The 15,739-nt window shown below is 55.9% G+C and carries 12 protein-coding genes, 2 tRNA genes and 2 rRNA genes; 3 read left to right on the forward strand and 13 right to left on the reverse strand.

Annotated features, from left to right (window positions below; all coding sequences use genetic code 11):
* Positions 1 to 3: 3 nt before the first annotated feature.
* On the reverse strand, positions 4 to 1,479 hold the full coding sequence (ilvC, locus tag HB664_RS02620; protein ID WP_219940324.1) for a ketol-acid reductoisomerase: 1,476 nt from the start codon (positions 1,477 to 1,479) through the stop codon (positions 4 to 6).
* 152 nt (positions 1,480 to 1,631) lie between these two features.
* Between ilvC and ilvY the strand changes: the two genes are divergently transcribed.
* Positions 1,632 to 2,522: an HTH-type transcriptional activator IlvY gene (gene ilvY / locus HB664_RS02625; protein WP_023333829.1), complete on the forward strand. Its 891-nt coding sequence runs from the start codon at positions 1,632 to 1,634 to the stop codon at positions 2,520 to 2,522.
* Here ilvY and ilvA read toward each other — a convergent pair.
* The 7 genes from ilvA to ilvL form a co-directional block, all read right to left on the reverse strand.
* Positions 2,519 to 4,063, reverse strand: coding sequence for a threonine ammonia-lyase, biosynthetic (gene ilvA, locus HB664_RS02630; protein WP_096150382.1), 1,545 nt, complete (start codon positions 4,061 to 4,063; stop codon positions 2,519 to 2,521). The genes ilvY and ilvA overlap by 4 nt on opposite strands.
* A 2-nt stretch (positions 4,064 to 4,065) precedes the next feature.
* On the reverse strand, positions 4,066 to 5,916 hold the full coding sequence (ilvD, locus tag HB664_RS02635; protein WP_143347704.1) for a dihydroxy-acid dehydratase: 1,851 nt from the start codon (positions 5,914 to 5,916) through the stop codon (positions 4,066 to 4,068).
* A 60-nt stretch (positions 5,917 to 5,976) separates the two neighbouring features.
* Entirely contained in the window at positions 5,977 to 6,906 is a 930-nt protein-coding gene (ilvE, locus tag HB664_RS02640; RefSeq protein ID WP_023309654.1) for a branched-chain-amino-acid transaminase, read from the reverse strand.
* 18 nt (positions 6,907 to 6,924) lie between these two features.
* Positions 6,925 to 7,188, reverse strand: coding sequence for an acetolactate synthase 2 small subunit (ilvM, locus tag HB664_RS02645; protein ID WP_219940325.1), 264 nt, complete (start codon positions 7,186 to 7,188; stop codon positions 6,925 to 6,927).
* Positions 7,185 to 8,831, reverse strand: coding sequence for an acetolactate synthase 2 catalytic subunit (ilvG, locus tag HB664_RS02650; RefSeq protein ID WP_045889364.1), 1,647 nt, complete (start codon positions 8,829 to 8,831; stop codon positions 7,185 to 7,187). Before ilvG ends, ilvM begins: the two co-directional genes overlap by 4 nt.
* Before the next feature lie 2 nt (positions 8,832 to 8,833).
* Positions 8,834 to 8,884, reverse strand: a complete 51-nt coding sequence (ilvX, locus tag HB664_RS02655; protein ID WP_166792073.1) for a peptide IlvX — start codon at positions 8,882 to 8,884, stop codon at positions 8,834 to 8,836.
* 86 nt (positions 8,885 to 8,970) lie between these two features.
* A complete protein-coding gene (ilvL, locus tag HB664_RS02660; protein ID WP_001311244.1) occupies positions 8,971 to 9,069 on the reverse strand; it encodes an ilv operon leader peptide in 99 nt (32 codons plus the stop codon).
* Positions 9,070 to 9,410: 341 nt separating this feature from the next.
* Between ilvL and HB664_RS02665 the strand changes: the two genes are divergently transcribed.
* On the forward strand, positions 9,411 to 10,931 hold the full coding sequence (locus HB664_RS02665; protein ID WP_219940326.1) for a YifB family Mg chelatase-like AAA ATPase: 1,521 nt from the start codon (positions 9,411 to 9,413) through the stop codon (positions 10,929 to 10,931).
* A 25-nt stretch (positions 10,932 to 10,956) separates the two neighbouring features.
* On the opposite strand, the gene HB664_RS02670 is transcribed toward HB664_RS02665, so the two are convergent.
* On the reverse strand, positions 10,957 to 11,295 hold the full coding sequence (locus HB664_RS02670; protein WP_023309658.1) for a DUF413 domain-containing protein: 339 nt from the start codon (positions 11,293 to 11,295) through the stop codon (positions 10,957 to 10,959).
* A 118-nt stretch (positions 11,296 to 11,413) separates the two neighbouring features.
* On the opposite strand from HB664_RS02670, the gene hdfR reads away from it, so the two are divergent.
* Entirely contained in the window at positions 11,414 to 12,235 is an 822-nt protein-coding gene (hdfR, locus tag HB664_RS02675; protein ID WP_047646979.1) for an HTH-type transcriptional regulator HdfR, read from the forward strand.
* Positions 12,236 to 12,332: 97 nt separating this feature from the next.
* On the opposite strand, the gene HB664_RS02680 is transcribed toward hdfR, so the two are convergent.
* From HB664_RS02680 to HB664_RS02695, 4 genes are all read right to left on the reverse strand, one after another.
* A tRNA-Trp gene (locus HB664_RS02680) sits at positions 12,333 to 12,408 on the reverse strand.
* Positions 12,409 to 12,461: 53 nt separating this feature from the next.
* Positions 12,462 to 12,538, reverse strand: a tRNA-Asp gene (locus HB664_RS02685).
* Between the two features lie 55 nt (positions 12,539 to 12,593).
* A 5S ribosomal RNA gene (gene rrf / locus HB664_RS02690) occupies positions 12,594 to 12,709 on the reverse strand.
* A 72-nt stretch (positions 12,710 to 12,781) separates the two neighbouring features.
* Positions 12,782 to 15,684 (reverse strand): 23S ribosomal RNA (locus tag HB664_RS02695).
* Between the last annotated feature and the right edge of the window lie 55 nt (positions 15,685 to 15,739).

The raw sequence follows: 15,739 nt of genomic DNA on the forward strand, positions 1-15,739 counted from the left end.
GTGTTAACCCGCTACCGCGATACGCTTCATATCGGTCATGTAGCCACGCAGTTTGTGACCCACTTTCTCGATCTGGTGGCTGCGAATCGCTTCGTTCACATCACGCAGCTGCGCGTTATCCACGGCACCTTCCGCAATCGCTTTACCCAGATCGCCCGTCTGCAGAGTGGTCATAAACTCTTTCAGCAGCGGTACGCAGGCGTAAGAGAACAGGTAGTTACCGTATTCTGCGGTATCAGAAATAACCACGTTCATTTCGTACAGACGCTTACGGGCGATGGTATTCGCGATCAGCGGCAGCTCGTGCAGAGATTCGTAGTACGCTGACTCTTCGATGATGCCGGAATCCACCATGGTTTCGAACGCCAGCTCAACGCCTGCTTTCACCATCGCGATCATCAGTACGCCTTTATCGAAGTACTCCTGCTCGCCGATTTTACCTTCGTACTGTGGCGCGGTTTCGAACGCGGTTTTACCGGTCTCTTCACGCCAGGTCAGCAGGTTTTTATCGTCGTTCGCCCAGTCTGCCATCATGCCGGAAGAGAATTCACCGGAGATGATGTCGTCCATGTGTTTCTGGAACAGCGGCGCCATGATGGTTTTCAGCTGTTCAGACAGCGCGTAAGCACGCAGTTTTGCCGGGTTGGACAGACGGTCCATCATCAGCGTAATACCGCCCTGCTTCAGCGCTTCGGTGATGGTTTCCCAGCCGAACTGAATCAGTTTTTCCGCGTAGGCCGGGTCGGTACCTTCTTCCACCAGCTTGTCAAAGCACAGCAGAGAACCGGCCTGCAGCATGCCGCACAGATTGGTCTGCTCACCCATCAGGTCAGATTTCACTTCGGCAACGAAGGAAGATTCCAGCACGCCCGCACGGTGGCCGCCGGTCGCCGCTGCCCACGCTTTGGCAATCGCCATGCCTTCGCCTTTCGGATCGTTTTCCGGGTGAACTGCGATAAGCGTCGGCACGCCGAAGCCACGTTTGTACTCTTCGCGTACTTCCGTACCCGGACATTTCGGTGCCACCATCACCACGGTGATGTCTTTACGGATCTGCTCGCCCACTTCAACGATGTTGAAGCCGTGGGAGTAACCCAGCGCGGCGCCGTCTTTCATCAGCGGCTGTACGGAACGTACTACGTCAGAGTGCTGCTTGTCCGGGGTCAGGTTAACCACCAGATCCGCCTGCGGAATCAGCTCTTCGTAGGTGCCCACTTTGAAGCCGTTTTCGGTCGCTTTGCGCCAGGAAGCACGCTTCTCGGCAATCGCTTCTTTGCGCAGAGCGTAGGAGATATCCAGACCGGAGTCACGCATGTTCAGGCCCTGGTTCAGACCCTGTGCGCCACAGCCGACGATGACCACTTTTTTACCCTGAAGGTAGCTCGCGCCATCGGCAAATTCATCGCGCGCCATGAAGCGGCATTTGCCCAGCTGCGCCAGCTGCTGGCGCAAGTTCAGTGTATTAAAGTAGTTAGCCATGGGTGATACCTCGTGATGTTGTGTGTCTTATTGTTCGGTTCGCGTTTCAGCGAGAATGTACCCACATTACAACAGGAAATTTATTGCGGAAATTGATATATTCACAACGTCACGTTGCAATTTTTGCAATATAAAAAGAGGGAGTGGAATCGGTGGATTTACGCGATCTGAAAATGTTCCTGCACCTGGCGGAAAGCCGCCATTTTGGCCGCAGCGCCCGGGCGATGCACGTTAGCCCCTCCACGCTTTCACGCCAGATCCAGCGCCTTGAGGAGGACCTCGGCCAGCCGCTGTTCGTGCGCGATAACCGCACCGTCACCCTCACGGAAGCGGGTGAAGAACTGCGCATTTTTGCCCAGCAGACGCTGCTACAGTACCAGCAGCTGCGACACTCAATTGACCAGCAGGGGCCGTCGCTTTCCGGCGAGCTGCATATTTTCTGCTCCGTGACCGCCGCCTACAGCCATCTGCCGCCCATCCTTGACCGCTTCCGCGCGGCGCATCCGTCGGTTGAAATTAAGCTCACCACCGGCGACGCCTCCGACGCAATGGAAAAAGTGGTGACGGGCGAAGCAGATCTCGCCATTGCCGGGAAACCTGAAACCCTGCCGGGCGCGGTGGCATTCTCAATGCTGGAGAATCTGGCGGTGGTGCTGATTGCCCCGGCGCTGCCCTGCCCGGTGCGTAACCAGGTGTCGGTGGAAAAACCGGACTGGTCGACGGTGCCGTTTATCATGGCCGATCAGGGGCCGGTGCGCCGCCGTATCGAGCTGTGGTTCCGTCGTCAGAAAATCAGTAATCCGTCGATTTACGCCACGGTCAGCGGCCATGAGGCGATGGTGTCGATGGTGGCGCTGGGCTGCGGCGTGGCGCTGCTGCCGGAAGTGGTGCTGGAAAACAGCCCCGAACCGGTGCGTAACCGCGTGATGATTCTGGAGCGCAGCGACGAGAAGACGCCGTTTGAGCTTGGCGTGTGCGCACAAAAAAAGCGGCTGCATGAGCCGCTTATTGATGCGTTCTGGACGATATTGCCGAACCACTAGCCTGCCAGGAAGAAGCGGAAGGCCGGGTTATGGGTTTCGTCGTGGCACTCATAGCCCAGCTCGTTCAGCCGCGTTTCGAAATCCGGCTCGTGCTCGCCCAGTTCGAACGCCGCCAGCACGCGGCCATAGTCGGTGCCGTGGCTGCGGTAGTGGAACAGAGAGATGTTCCAGTGCGTGCCCAGCGTGTGCAGGAACTTGAGCAGCGCGCCCGGTGATTCCGGGAACTCGAAGCTAAACAGACGTTCCTTGAGCGGCTTCGATGGACGCCCGCCGACCATGTAGCGCACGTGCAGCTTCGCCATCTCATCGTCAGAGAGATCGACCACGCTGTAGCCGCCCTCATGCAGCAGGTTGAGGATCTCTTTGCGCTCCTCCACGCCGCGGCTCAGACGCACGCCGACAAAAATGCAGGCGTCTTTGGCATCGGCAAAACGGTAGTTGAACTCCGTCACCGAACGGCCACCCAGCAGCTGGCAGAACTTCAGGAAGCTGCCCTTCTCTTCCGGAATCGTCACCGCCAGCAGCGCTTCCCGCTGTTCACCCAGCTCGCAGCGCTCGGAAACGTAGCGCAGACCGTGGAAGTTCACGTTCGCTCCAGACAGCACGTGCGCCAGGCGCTCGCCGCGAATGTTGTGCTGCGCGATGTATTTTTTCATCCCCGCCAGCGCCAGCGCGCCTGACGGTTCCGCCACCGCGCGCACATCCTCGAACAGATCCTTCATCGCCGCGCAGATGGCGTCGCTATCAACCGTGACGATATCGTCGAGATACTCCTGGCACAGGCGGAAGGTTTCATCCCCAATGCGCTTCACCGCCACGCCCTCGGCAAACAGCCCGACGCGCGGCAGATCTACCGGATGACCCGCATCCAGCGCCGCTTTCAGGCAGGCAGAGTCTTCCGCTTCAACGGCAATGACTTTGATCTGCGGCATCAGCTGTTTGATCAGCACCGCCACGCCTGCGGCCAGGCCACCGCCGCCTACCGGGACGAAGACGCGGTCGAGATGGGCATCCTGCTGCAGCAGTTCCAGCGCCAGCGTGCCCTGCCCGGCAATCACCATCGGATGATCGAACGGCGGCACCCAGGTAAAGCCCTGCTGCTGCGCCAGCTCGATCGCTTTGGCTTTGGCTTCGTCAAAGTTGGCGCCGTGGAGCAGCACTTCGCCGCCGAAACCGCGCACCGCGTCAACTTTGATATCTGCGGTAGCAACCGGCATCACGATCAGCGCTTTCAACCCCAGGCGAGCAGACGAGAACGCCACGCCCTGGGCGTGGTTGCCCGCAGACGCGGTAATCACGCCGCGCGCTTTCTGCTCGTCGGTCAGCCCGGCCATCATCGCGTAGGCGCCGCGCAGCTTAAAGCTGTGCACCGGCTGACGATCTTCGCGCTTCACCAGAATGACGTTGTCGAGGCGCGAAGAGAGTTTTTCCATTTTCTGCAGGGGCGTAACCTGCACGGCTTCATAGACCGGCGCGCGTAGCACCGCTCTCAGGTATTCCGCCCCCTCAGGGGCGGCGGATAAGGGTTGTGACTCGGCCATCATTAGCCCCCAAGTTTAGATTTATCGCGCACCGCGCCTTTATCTGCACTGGTGGCAAGACTCGCGTAGGCGCGCAGAGCGAAGGAGACTTCACGCTGGCGGTCTTTCGGCGTCCAGGCTTTGTCGCCGCGGGCTTCCTGCGCTTCACGACGGGCCGCAATTTCCTGGTCGCTCAGCTTCAGCTGAATGCCGCGATTCGGAATGTCGATTTCGATCAGGTCGCCGTCTTCGATGATGGCGATGTTGCCGCCGCTTGCCGCTTCCGGCGAAACGTGGCCGATAGAGAGGCCGGAGGTGCCGCCAGAGAAACGCCCGTCGGTGATCAGCGCACACGCTTTACCGAGTCCCATAGATTTCAGGAAGGTGGTTGGGTAGAGCATCTCCTGCATGCCGGGACCGCCTTTCGGTCCTTCGTAGCGAATAACAACCACGTCGCCTTCCACCACTTTGCCGCCAAGAATCGCGTCTACCGCTTCATCCTGGCTTTCGTATACCTTCGCCGGACCGGTGAATTTCAGGATGCTGTCGTCCACGCCTGCGGTTTTCACGATGCAGCCGTTTTCCGCAAAGTTACCGTACAGCACGGCCAGACCGCCGTCTTTGCTGTAGGCGTGTTCCAGCGAGCGGATGCAGCCTTCGGCGCGGTCATCGTCCAGAGTGTCCCAGCGGCAATCCTGCGAGAACGCCTGGGTGGTACGAATACCCGCTGGACCCGCGCGGAACATCTTTTTCACCGCGTCGTCTTTGGTCAACATCACGTCGTACTGGTCCAGCGACTCAGGCAGCGTCAGGCCGAGCACGTTTTTCACGTCACGGTTCAGCAGACCGGCGCGATCCAGCTCGCCCAGAATGCCCAGCACGCCGCCCGCGCGGTGTACGTCTTCCATATGGTACTTCTGGGTACTCGGCGCGACTTTACACAGCTGCGGGACTTTGCGGGAGAGCTTATCGATGTCGCTCATGGTGAAGTCGATTTCGGCTTCCTGCGCGGCAGCCAGCAGGTGCAGAACGGTGTTGGTAGAGCCGCCCATGGCGATATCCAGCGTCATGGCGTTTTCGAACGCGGCTTTACTGGCAATGTTGCGCGGCAGCGCGCTGGCGTCGTCCTGCTCGTAGTAGCGTTTGGTCAGCTCAACGATGCGCTTACCGGCGTTGAGGAACAGCTGCTTACGGTCGGCGTGGGTCGCCAGCAGCGAACCGTTACCCGGCTGAGAAAGGCCCAGCGCTTCGGTCAGGCAGTTCATGGAGTTGGCGGTGAACATACCGGAACAGGAGCCGCAGGTCGGACACGCAGAGCGTTCCACCTGGTCGCTCTGCGCGTCAGAGACTTTCGGGTCCGCGCCCTGGATCATCGCATCGACCAGGTCGAGCTTGATGATTTTGTCGGAGAGCTTGGTTTTCCCCGCTTCCATTGGGCCGCCGGAGACGAAGATCACCGGAATGTTCAGGCGCAGGGAGGCCATCAGCATCCCAGGGGTGATTTTGTCGCAGTTGGAGATGCAGACCATCGCATCGGCGCAGTGGGCGTTCACCATATATTCTACGGAGTCGGCGATCAGCTCGCGCGACGGCAGTGAATAGAGCATGCCCCCGTGCCCCATCGCGATACCGTCATCCACCGCAATGGTGTTGAACTCTTTCGCCACGCCGCCGGAGGCTTCGATTTGCTCGGCAACCAGCTTACCGAGATCGCGCAGGTGCACGTGGCCCGGTACAAACTGGGTGAAGGAGTTCACCACGGCGATAATCGGCTTGCCGAAATCGGCGTCGGTCATTCCGGTGGCGCGCCACAGGGCACGGGCTCCCGCCATATTACGGCCGTGGGTGGTGGTGGCTGAACGATACTTAGGCATGCTTTATTGACTCCCGTCTGACTATTTAATGGGACGGTGCGTGCCGTCCCAAATTTATGCTTAGTGATTAACCTGATCCAACCAGCCGTATTTATCTTCTGTCTCGCCGGTGAAGAGGCCGAAGAACGCTTGCTGAATACGTTTGGTGACCGGGCCACAGCGGCCTTCGCCCACCTGGATACCGTCCACGCTGCGTACCGGCGTGATTTCAGCCGCCGTACCGGACATGAACACTTCATCCGCCAGATACAGGGATTCGCGGGACAGCACCTGCTCGCGCACTTCGATACCCAGATCTTTCGCCAGCTTGATGATGGCGTCACGGGTGATGCCCGGCAGCGCGGACGAGGTGAATGGCGGCGTGAACAGAATGCCGTCTTTCACTTCAAACAGGTTTTCACCCGCACCTTCTGAGATGTAGCCATTTACGTCGAGGGCGATACCTTCCTGATAGCCGTGGCGGCGCGCTTCGCTACCGACCAGCAATGAGGAGAGATAGTTACCGCCTGCTTTCGCGGCGGTCGGGATGGTGTTTGGCGCCACGCGGTTCCAGGAAGAGACCATTGCGTCGATCCCCTGCTCCAGGGCTTCTGCACCCAGGTAAGCACCCCACGGGAACGCGGCAATGATCACATCTGTGGTATAGCCGGCTGGCGGGTTCACGCCCATACCGACATCGCCCACAAACACCAGCGGACGAATATAGGCGCTGGTCAGGTTGTTCTTGCGAATCACGTCGCGACAGGCTTCCATCAGCTCATCGACGCTTTGAGAAACCGGGAAACGATAAATTTTGGCTGAGTCATGCAGACGCTGCATGTGTTCGCGATGGCGGAACACCACTGGCCCTTTGTGAGAATCGTAGCAGCGGATGCCTTCAAATACGGAGGTACCGTAGTGCAGCGCGTGGGACATCACGTGGACCTTCGCGTCCTCCCAGCGAACCATCTCACCGTTGAACCAAATGTAATCAGCTTTTTTTGTCGTCATTTTTTCGTCCTGTCACGCTTAAGCGCGGATTTGTTGTGATGTGGTTGTGCTCTGGCAGATGGCAACATGGGCAACGTCTACCAGCTTTGATAACTGACTAAACAGTAAGTCGACCGACCGCGGGCTGGCAACGGTTAATTCGATACTGACATTCCGGGCGTCAGTGGCCGTCTCCATATTCATAGAGCAAATCTGAAAACCACGATGACGCACCACACGCAAAACGCGTTCTAAGGTTTCCGGGTTGAAGCGAGCCTGTACGGCGACCTGATGCTGCATCATGATAATTTCTCCATCATTTGTGAGTTGCTGGCACCAGGCGGTACCAACGGCCAGACGTTCTCGAGTTCGTCGATTGAGACATGAAGCAGGTAAGGCCCATCGCTGTTCAGCATGGTGTCGAGCGCCGCTTCAACCTGATCTTTACGGGTGATGTGCTGACCAGGGATGCCGAAGGCGCTGGCCAGGGTGAGGAAATCGGGGTTATCGGTGAGAGTCGTTTCGCTGTAGCGCTCCTGGAAGAACAGCTGTTGCCACTGGCGAACCATTCCTAAACGCTGGTTGTCGAGCAACACGATCTTCAGCGGCAACTGCTTGCGCTTAACGGTGCCGAGCTCCTGAACGTTCATCATGAAGGAGCCGTCACCGGAGATACAGATAACGGTGTCGTTCGGGCGGGCAACCTGCGCGCCAACGGCTGCCGGCAGACCGAAGCCCATCGTCCCTAACCCGCTGGAGGTGATGAAGTTTTCCGGACGGGTGTAGGTCATGTGCTGCGCGGACCACATCTGGTGCTGGCCTACGTCGGTGGTGACGACGCTGTCAGCCGGTTTACGGTCGGACAACTGCTTCAACAGCAGCGGCGCGTAGATGGCCTCGCCGGGGTGGTCGTAACGCCAGGCGTGCTCGGCGCGCATATCAGCGGTGTGCTGACGCCATGCGTTGATATCCAGCGGCTGCTGCAATGCCGGTAAGAGCGCGTTGAGATCGCCCTGCAAGGCGACATGCGCCTGACGCAGCTTGTTCATCTCCGCCGGGTCGATATCCATATGGATGACTTTGGCGTTCGGCGCAAAGGTATTCAGCTTGCCGGTAACGCGGTCGTCAAAACGGGCCCCTACAGCGATGAGCAGATCGCACTCCTGCACCGCCAGGTTTGCCGCTTTGGTGCCGTGCATCCCCAGCATGCCCAGATAGTAGGGGTAATCCGCGTCGACTGCACCGAGACCTTTCAGCGTGCAGGTCGCTGGCATCTGCGTTGTTGCGATAAATTCGCGCAGGGCAGGAACGGCCTGCGCCATGCCTACGCCACCGCCGACGTACAGCATCGGCTGTTTCGCCTGGGCCAGCATCTGACGGGCCTCTTCAACTTCCGCTTCCGGAAAGGCATCGTCGCTTTCAACGGTAGAGAAGTGCGGTTCCAGATCGCCGAGTGCCACCTGGATATCTTTCGGGATATCAACCAGAACCGGACCGGGACGACCGGAGTTTGCCACATCGAACGCTTCTGCCATTACGCGCGGCAGCTCTTCCAGAGACTGGACGAGGAAGCTGTGTTTGGTGCAGGCCAGCGATAAACCGAGGACGTCAACTTCCTGGAAAGCATCGGTACCGATGAACGGCGACGCCACCTGCCCGGTGATGGCGACAACGGGAACGGAATCCAGCAGCGCGTCAGCCAGGCCGGTGATCAGGTTCGTTGCGCCCGGGCCTGAAGTCGCCATACACACGCCGGTTTTACCGGTCGCGCGGGCGTAGCCAATGGCTGCCATCGCTGCGCCCTGCTCGTGTCGGCACAAGAGATGTTCCACGCCGCCGTCATACAGTGCATCGTAAATCGGCATAATTGCGCCACCCGGATAACCGAATACGGTTTCGACTCCCTGCGCGCGCAACGCATGTACTACCCACTGTGCCCCATTCATAGTTAGTTCCCCGTCATAAATCGGGAGAAACAGAATTTTGTGCTAGTCGTCATTCTCTGCTCCTCATTTACATTTTTTAGTCATAAAAAAACCCCCGGACCTTTCGGTGCGGGGGGCTTAGTTCGTTAAGGCTTGATTTCTAAGCCTTTCCTCGTCCAAGTGCAGCCCCGCACGGTGGGATAATAATCACCACCACGCTAATCACGACCAGGCTAATCACTCGTAGAAGGGCTGTCATTTTCAGTTCTTTTTGCATCTTGTTCGAAGGAATACCTAAAGAGTTATCACAGTTTTTAAATCAAACACAAGATTTATTTATGACGGATTTGATTAGGCCGCGAATCATATTTCTTAAAACCGTTGTTTTATATACGGAAATTAGAAAATGAATATTTTTCATTTTTTTACTGCGGTTTTAAGCGTCAAAACGGGGCTTTTTATATTCTGCGAGGAGGCTTCCACGGTTATGCAAGGGTTTCATTGTGTGTTTAAAATCTCTGAACAGGCGGCGTAAATTCGCAAAATGACGCTAAAAAGAAAAAACAGGCGCAGGCATAGTCACACCAGGAGGTAGTGCAAATGTCACTGTCAGTTGTTTATACGCGTGCGGCTCTCGGGGTAAAGGCACCGCTTATTTCCGTCGAGGTTCATTTGAGCAATGGGCTACCCGGACTCACGCTTGTCGGGTTACCTGAAACGACGGTTAAAGAGGCCAGGGATCGCGTTCGCAGCGCAATAATAAATAGCGGTTATACCTTCCCCGCGAAGAAGATCACCATCAACCTTGCCCCCGCCGATCTGCCTAAAGAGGGGGGACGATACGATTTACCTATCGCAATTGCCCTTCTCGCGGCTTCTGAGCAGCTTAATACGACACGGCTAGGCTCGTATGAGTTCGTTGGCGAACTCGCGCTCACAGGCGCGTTAAGAGGCGTTCCCGGTGCGATATCGGGGGCGCTGGAAGCCATACGAGCAGGGCGGCAAATCATTGTCGCCAATGAAAACGCATCAGAAGTGAGTCTTATCGCCGAGAAGGGGTGTCTCATCGCCGGGCATTTACAGGAAGTTTGTGCCTGGCTGGAAGGGCGACATGAACTGTCCGAGCCGGAGGAGTGTGATGATGTTATAGCGGATGCACCAGAGGATCTCAGCGAGATTATGGGACAGGAACAAGGGAAACGGGCGCTGGAGATTACGGCTGCAGGTGGACACAATCTTCTGTTAATTGGGCCGCCAGGTACGGGTAAAACCATGCTGGCAAGCAGGTTGAGTGGGTTACTTCCACCGCTCAATAATCATGAAGCGCTGGAAAGCGCCGCCATATATAGCCTTATCAGTTCGACATCGTTGCAAAAACAGTGGCGCCGCCGTCCTTTTCGTTCCCCGCATCATAGCGCTTCACTGACGGCAATGGTTGGCGGCGGATCTATCCCCGGGCCGGGAGAGATCTCGCTGGCACACAATGGCATTCTGTTTCTCGATGAGCTGCCTGAGTTTGAGCGCCGCGTGCTGGATGCACTGAGAGAGCCCATTGAATCCGGTGAGATACATATCTCACGCACGAGAGCCAAAATAAGCTATCCCGCACAGTTTCAGCTGGTCGCGGCGATGAATCCCAGCCCGACGGGTCACTACCAAGGCAACCATAACCGCTGTACACCAGAGCAAACGTTGCGCTATCTGGGTAAGTTATCCGGCCCGTTCCTCGACCGTTTCGATTTATCCCTCGAAATTCCCCTTCCCCCGCCGGGTCTGCTCAGGCAAACGGGCATAACGGGTGAAAGCTCAGCGGAGGTACGCGAACGGGTGATTGCAGCCCAGACACGGCAGTACGCTCGTCAGAACAGGCTGAATGCACGGCTGGATAATGCCGGGATCCGGCAGTTTTGTTCACTTAACGTTGAGGATGCGGGATGGCTGGAGGAGACGTTAACGCGGTTCGGGCTTTCCATACGTGCGTGGCAGCGTTTGCTGAAGGTGGCCAGAACTATTGCTGACGTAGAGGGGTGCACTGACATTGAGAGGAAACATTTGCAGGAGGCGCTGAGCTACCGCGCTATCGATCGTTTGCTGCTGCATTTGCAGAAATTGCTGGCATAAAAAAAGGGGCCGTAGCCCCTTCTCTTTAGTCATCAGACTCGGTGTAGTCTTCTGCACCTTCCATCTGCGGCTTGCCGCCAGACAGCGTATGGAAGCGCTTAGGACGCTTAATGCGCGCCATGTACTTGATCCATACGCGTTCCGCTTCAGACTCCGGCTCACGCTCACCACGGCAAACAGAAACAAACTGTTTCTCGTCTTCGGTTGCAGGTTCACGCTTACCCAGATCCAGCTCGTTAAAGGCATAACCATGGCGCTCAAGCAGTTGAGCTTCTTTGATGGTGAAATCGCCGTGACGAGAGAACCCGCGCGGATAATGTTTATTGTCGAAAAAACGATTAGTCGTCGTAAAGCTTTCCGCCATCCTACACGCTCCTAATTCTTTGGCCGAGCTATTTATGGCGCGGAGTATTAGTTACGCTTGACAGAGTGTAAAACAAAACATTTAAATCATAACGACAAATAATTTTGCGGAGAAAGATGTGGATACGGAATTGCTTAAAACTTTCCTTGAAGTGAGCAGAACACGCCACTTTGGGCGAGCAGCTGAAGCCCTTTACCTGACGCAGTCAGCAGTCAGTTTTCGTATTCGACAGCTGGAAAATCAACTGGGTGTGAATCTTTTTACCCGCCATCGCAACAATATTCGCTTAACGCCTGCCGGTGAGAAACTGCTGCCGTATGCAGAAACGCTCATGAATACCTGGCAGGCGGCACGTAAAGAGGTGGCACATACTTCGAGGCATAATGAGTTCTCGATAGGAGCCAGCGCTTCTCTGTGGGAATGCATGCTAAGTCAGTGGCTTACCCGACTGTATCATTCACATGGCCACCTGCAATTTGAGGCCAGAATTGCGCAACGGCAGTCGCTTGTTAAGCAACTTCATGAGCGCCAGCTTGATCTTCTGATCACAACCGAAGCCCCCAAGATGGACGAATTTAGCAGCCAGATTGTGGGCCAGTTTGGCCTGGCACTTTATGCGTCCGAACCTTCGATGATGAAGGCAGACCTGACCTATTTACGCCTGGAATGGGGACCAGATTTTCAGCAGCACGAAACGGGACTGATTGCACCTGATGATGTTCCGCAGTTAACGACCAGCTCGGCAGAGATCGCCTGTCAGCAGCTGTCCCTGCTGAAAGGTTGTACCTGGTTACCTGTTCGCTGGGCAGACGCTAAAGCAGGGCTGCACACCGTGCTGGATTCCACCACGCTTACCAGGCCGCTGTATGCAATTTGGCTGCAAAACAGTGACAAGCAATCACAGATAAAAGATCTGTTAAAAATCAATGTAATGGATTGATGCACAGCCAGCAGGGATGCTGGCTGAAAATTAAGAAGAGAATTTTCTGCAGTGTTTCAGGCAAAAAAAATCCTTTGCCGAAGCAAAGGATTATATATGGCAGGGGCGGAGAGACTCGAACTCGCGACACCCGGTTTTGGAGACCGGTGCTCTACCAACTGAGCTACGCCCCTAAAGTTTTTTGCCATTAAGCCTGCCAACAAGGCAGGCTTAATGTCTTAATAAGTGGCGGAACGGACGGGACTCGAACCCGCGACCCCCTGCGTGACAGGCAGGTATTCTAACCGACTGAACTACCGCTCCACCGAAGACTGCTGTAACCACCGGATTTATGCACCGGCTTACTACTTAATTTGATGCCTGGCAGTTCCCTACTCTCACATGGGGAGACCCCACACTACCATCGGCGCTACGGCGTTTCACTTCTGAGTTCGGCATGGGGTCAGGTGGGACCACCGCGCTAAAGCCGCCAGGCAAATTCTGTTTAATCTGTATCAGAGCTGAAAATCGTGTCTGTCTCATCCGCCGAAACAGCTTCGGCGTTGTAAGGTTAAGCCTCACGGTTCATTAGTATCGGTTAGCTCAACGCATCGCTGCGCTTACACACCCGACCTATCAACGTCGTAGTCTTCAACGTTCCTTCAGGACTCTCAGGGAGTCAGGGAGAACTCATCTCGGGGCAAGTTTCGTGCTTAGATGCTTTCAGCACTTATCTTTTCCGCATTTAGCTACCGGGCAGTGCCATTGGCATGACAACCCGAACACCAGTGATGCGTCCACTCCGGTCCTCTCGTACTAGGAGCAGCCCCCTCAATTCTCCAGCGCCCACGGCAGATAGGGACCGAACTGTCTCACGACGTTCTAAACCCAGCTCGCGTACCACTTTAAATGGCGAACAGCCATACCCTTGGGACCTACTTCAGCCCCAGGATGTGATGAGCCGACATCGAGGTGCCAAACACCGCCGTCGATATGAACTCTTGGGCGGTATCAGCCTGTTATCCCCGGAGTACCTTTTATCCGTTGAGCGATGGCCCTTCCATTCAGAACCACCGGATCACTATGACCTGCTTTCGCACCTGCTCGAGCCGTCACTCTCGCAGTCAAGCTAGCTTATGCCATTGCACTAACCTCCTGATGTCCGACCAGGATTAGCTAACCTTCGTGCTCCTCCGTTACTCTTTGGGAGGAGACCGCCCCAGTCAAACTACCCACCAGACACTGTCCGCAACCCGGATTACGGGTCTACGTTAGAACACCAGCCATTAAAGGGTGGTATTTCAAGGATGGCTCCACGCAGACTGGCGTCCACGCTTCAAAGCCTCCCACCTATCCTACACATCAAGGACCAGTGTTCAGTGTCAAGCTATAGTAAAGGTTCACGGGGTCTTTCCGTCTTGCCGCGGGTACACTGCATCTTCACAGCGAGTTCAATTTCACTGAGTCTCGGGTGGAGACAGCCTGGCCATCATTACGCCATTCGTGCAGGTCGGAACTTACCCGACAAGGAATTTCGCTACCTTAGGACCGTTATAGTTACGGCCGCCGTTTACCGGGGCTTCGATCAAGAGCTTCGCGTTGCCGCTAACCCCATCAATTAACCTTCCGGCACCGGGCAGGCGTCACACCGTATACGTCCACTTTCGTGTTTGCACAGTGCTGTGTTTTTAATAAACAGTTGCAGCCAGCTGGTATCTTCGACTGATTTCAGCTCCACCCGCAGGGGCTTCACCTACATATCAGCGTGCCTTCTCCCGAAGTTACGGCACCATTTTGCCTAGTTCCTTCACCCGAGTTCTCTCAAGCGCCTTGGTATTCTCTACCTGACCACCTGTGTCGGTTTGGGGTACGATTTGATGTTACCTGATGCTTAGAGGCTTTTCCTGGAAGCAGGGCATTTGTTACTTCAGCACCGTAGTGCCTCGTCATCACACCTCAGCGTTAATAAACGACCGGATTTACCTAATCGTTCCGCCTACATGCTTAAACCGGGACAACCGTCGCCCGGCTAACATAGCCTTCTCCGTCCCCCCTTCGCAGTAACACCAAGTACAGGAATATTAACCTGTTTCCCATCGACTACGCCTTTCGGCCTCGCCTTAGGGGTCGACTCACCCTGCCCCGATTAACGTTGGACAGGAACCCTTGGTCTTCCGGCGAGCGGGCTTTTCACCCGCTTTATCGTTACTTATGTCAGCATTCGCACTTCTGATACCTCCAGCATGCCTCACAGCACACCTTCAACGGCTTACAGAACGCTCCCCTACCCAACAACGCCTAAGCGTCGCTGCCGCAGCTTCGGTGCATGGTTTAGCCCCGTTACATCTTCCGCGCAGGCCGACTCGACCAGTGAGCTATTACGCTTTCTTTAAATGATGGCTGCTTCTAAGCCAACATCCTGGCTGTCTGTGCCTTCCCACATCGTTTCCCACTTAACCATGACTTTGGGACCTTAGCTGGCGGTCTGGGTTGTTTCCCTCTTCACGACGGACGTTAGCACCCGCCGTGTGTCTCCCGTGATAACATTCTTCGGTATTCGTAGTTTGCATCGGGTTGGTAAGCCGGGATGGCCCCCTAGCCGAAACAGTGCTCTACCCCGAAGATGAGTTCACGAGGCGCTACCTAAATAGCTTTCGGGGAGAACCAGCTATCTCCCGGTTTGATTGGCCTTTCACCCCCAGCCACAAGTCATCCGCTAATTTTTCAACATTAGTCGGTTCGGTCCTCCAGTTAGTGTTACCCAACCTTCAACCTGCCCATGGCTAGATCACCGGGTTTCGGGTCTATACCCTGCAACTTAACGCCCAGTTAAGACTCGGTTTCCCTTCGGCTCCCCTATACGGTTAACCTTGCTACAGAATATAAGTCGCTGACCCATTATACAAAAGGTACGCAGTCACACCACAAGGGTGCTCCCACTGCTTGTACGTACACGGTTTCAGGTTCTTTTTCACTCCCCTCGCCGGGGTTCTTTTCGCCTTTCCCTCACGGTACTGGTTCACTATCGGTCAGTCAGGAGTATTTAGCCTTGGAGGATGGTCCCCCATATTCAGACAGGATACCACGTGTCCCGCCCTACTCTTCGAGTTCACAGCCTGTGTGCTTTCGTGTACGGGACTGTCACCCTGTACCGTGCGACTTTCCAGACGCTTCCACTAACACACAAGCTGATTCAGACTCTGGGCTGCTCCCCGTTCGCTCGCCGCTACTGGGGGAATCTCGGTTGATTTCTTTTCCTCGGGGTACTTAGATGTTTCAGTTCCCCCGGTTCGCCTCGTTAACCTATGTATTCAGTTAACGATAGTGTGACGAATCACACTGGGTTTCCCCATTCGGACATCGCCGGGTCAAAGGTTCATATCACCTCGCCGGCGCTTTTCGCAGATTAGCACGTCCTTCATCGCCTCTGACTGCCAGGGCATCCACCGTGTACGCTTAGTCGCTTAACCTCACAACCCGAAGATGTTTCACTTCTGATTGCGAAAATTTGAGAGACTCGAACAC

It is taken from the genome of Enterobacter sp. DNB-S2 (assembly GCF_019443845.1).
Classification (GTDB): domain Bacteria; phylum Pseudomonadota; class Gammaproteobacteria; order Enterobacterales; family Enterobacteriaceae; genus Enterobacter; species Enterobacter asburiae_B.

What these genes read in the sequence shown, in the direction of transcription:
- ilvC (WP_219940324.1), bottom strand. Translation starts at nt 1,479, where the DNA reads ATGGCTAACTACTTTAATACACTGAACTTGCGCCAGCAGCTGGCGCAG.
- ilvA (WP_096150382.1), bottom strand. Translation starts at nt 4,063, where the DNA reads ATGGCCGAGTCACAACCCTTATCCGCCGCCCCTGAGGGGGCGGAATAC.
- ilvD (WP_143347704.1), bottom strand. Translation starts at nt 5,916, where the DNA reads ATGCCTAAGTATCGTTCAGCCACCACCACCCACGGCCGTAATATGGCG.
- ilvE (WP_023309654.1), bottom strand. Translation starts at nt 6,906, where the DNA reads ATGACGACAAAAAAAGCTGATTACATTTGGTTCAACGGTGAGATGGTT.
- ilvM (WP_219940325.1), bottom strand. Translation starts at nt 7,188, where the DNA reads ATGATGCAGCATCAGGTCGCCGTACAGGCTCGCTTCAACCCGGAAACC.
- ilvG (WP_045889364.1), bottom strand. Translation starts at nt 8,831, where the DNA reads ATGAATGGGGCACAGTGGGTAGTACATGCGTTGCGCGCGCAGGGAGTC.
- ilvL (WP_001311244.1), bottom strand. Translation starts at nt 9,069, where the DNA reads ATGACAGCCCTTCTACGAGTGATTAGCCTGGTCGTGATTAGCGTGGTG.
- HB664_RS02665 (WP_219940326.1), top strand. Translation starts at nt 9,411, where the DNA reads ATGTCACTGTCAGTTGTTTATACGCGTGCGGCTCTCGGGGTAAAGGCA.
- HB664_RS02670 (WP_023309658.1), bottom strand. Translation starts at nt 11,295, where the DNA reads ATGGCGGAAAGCTTTACGACGACTAATCGTTTTTTCGACAATAAACAT.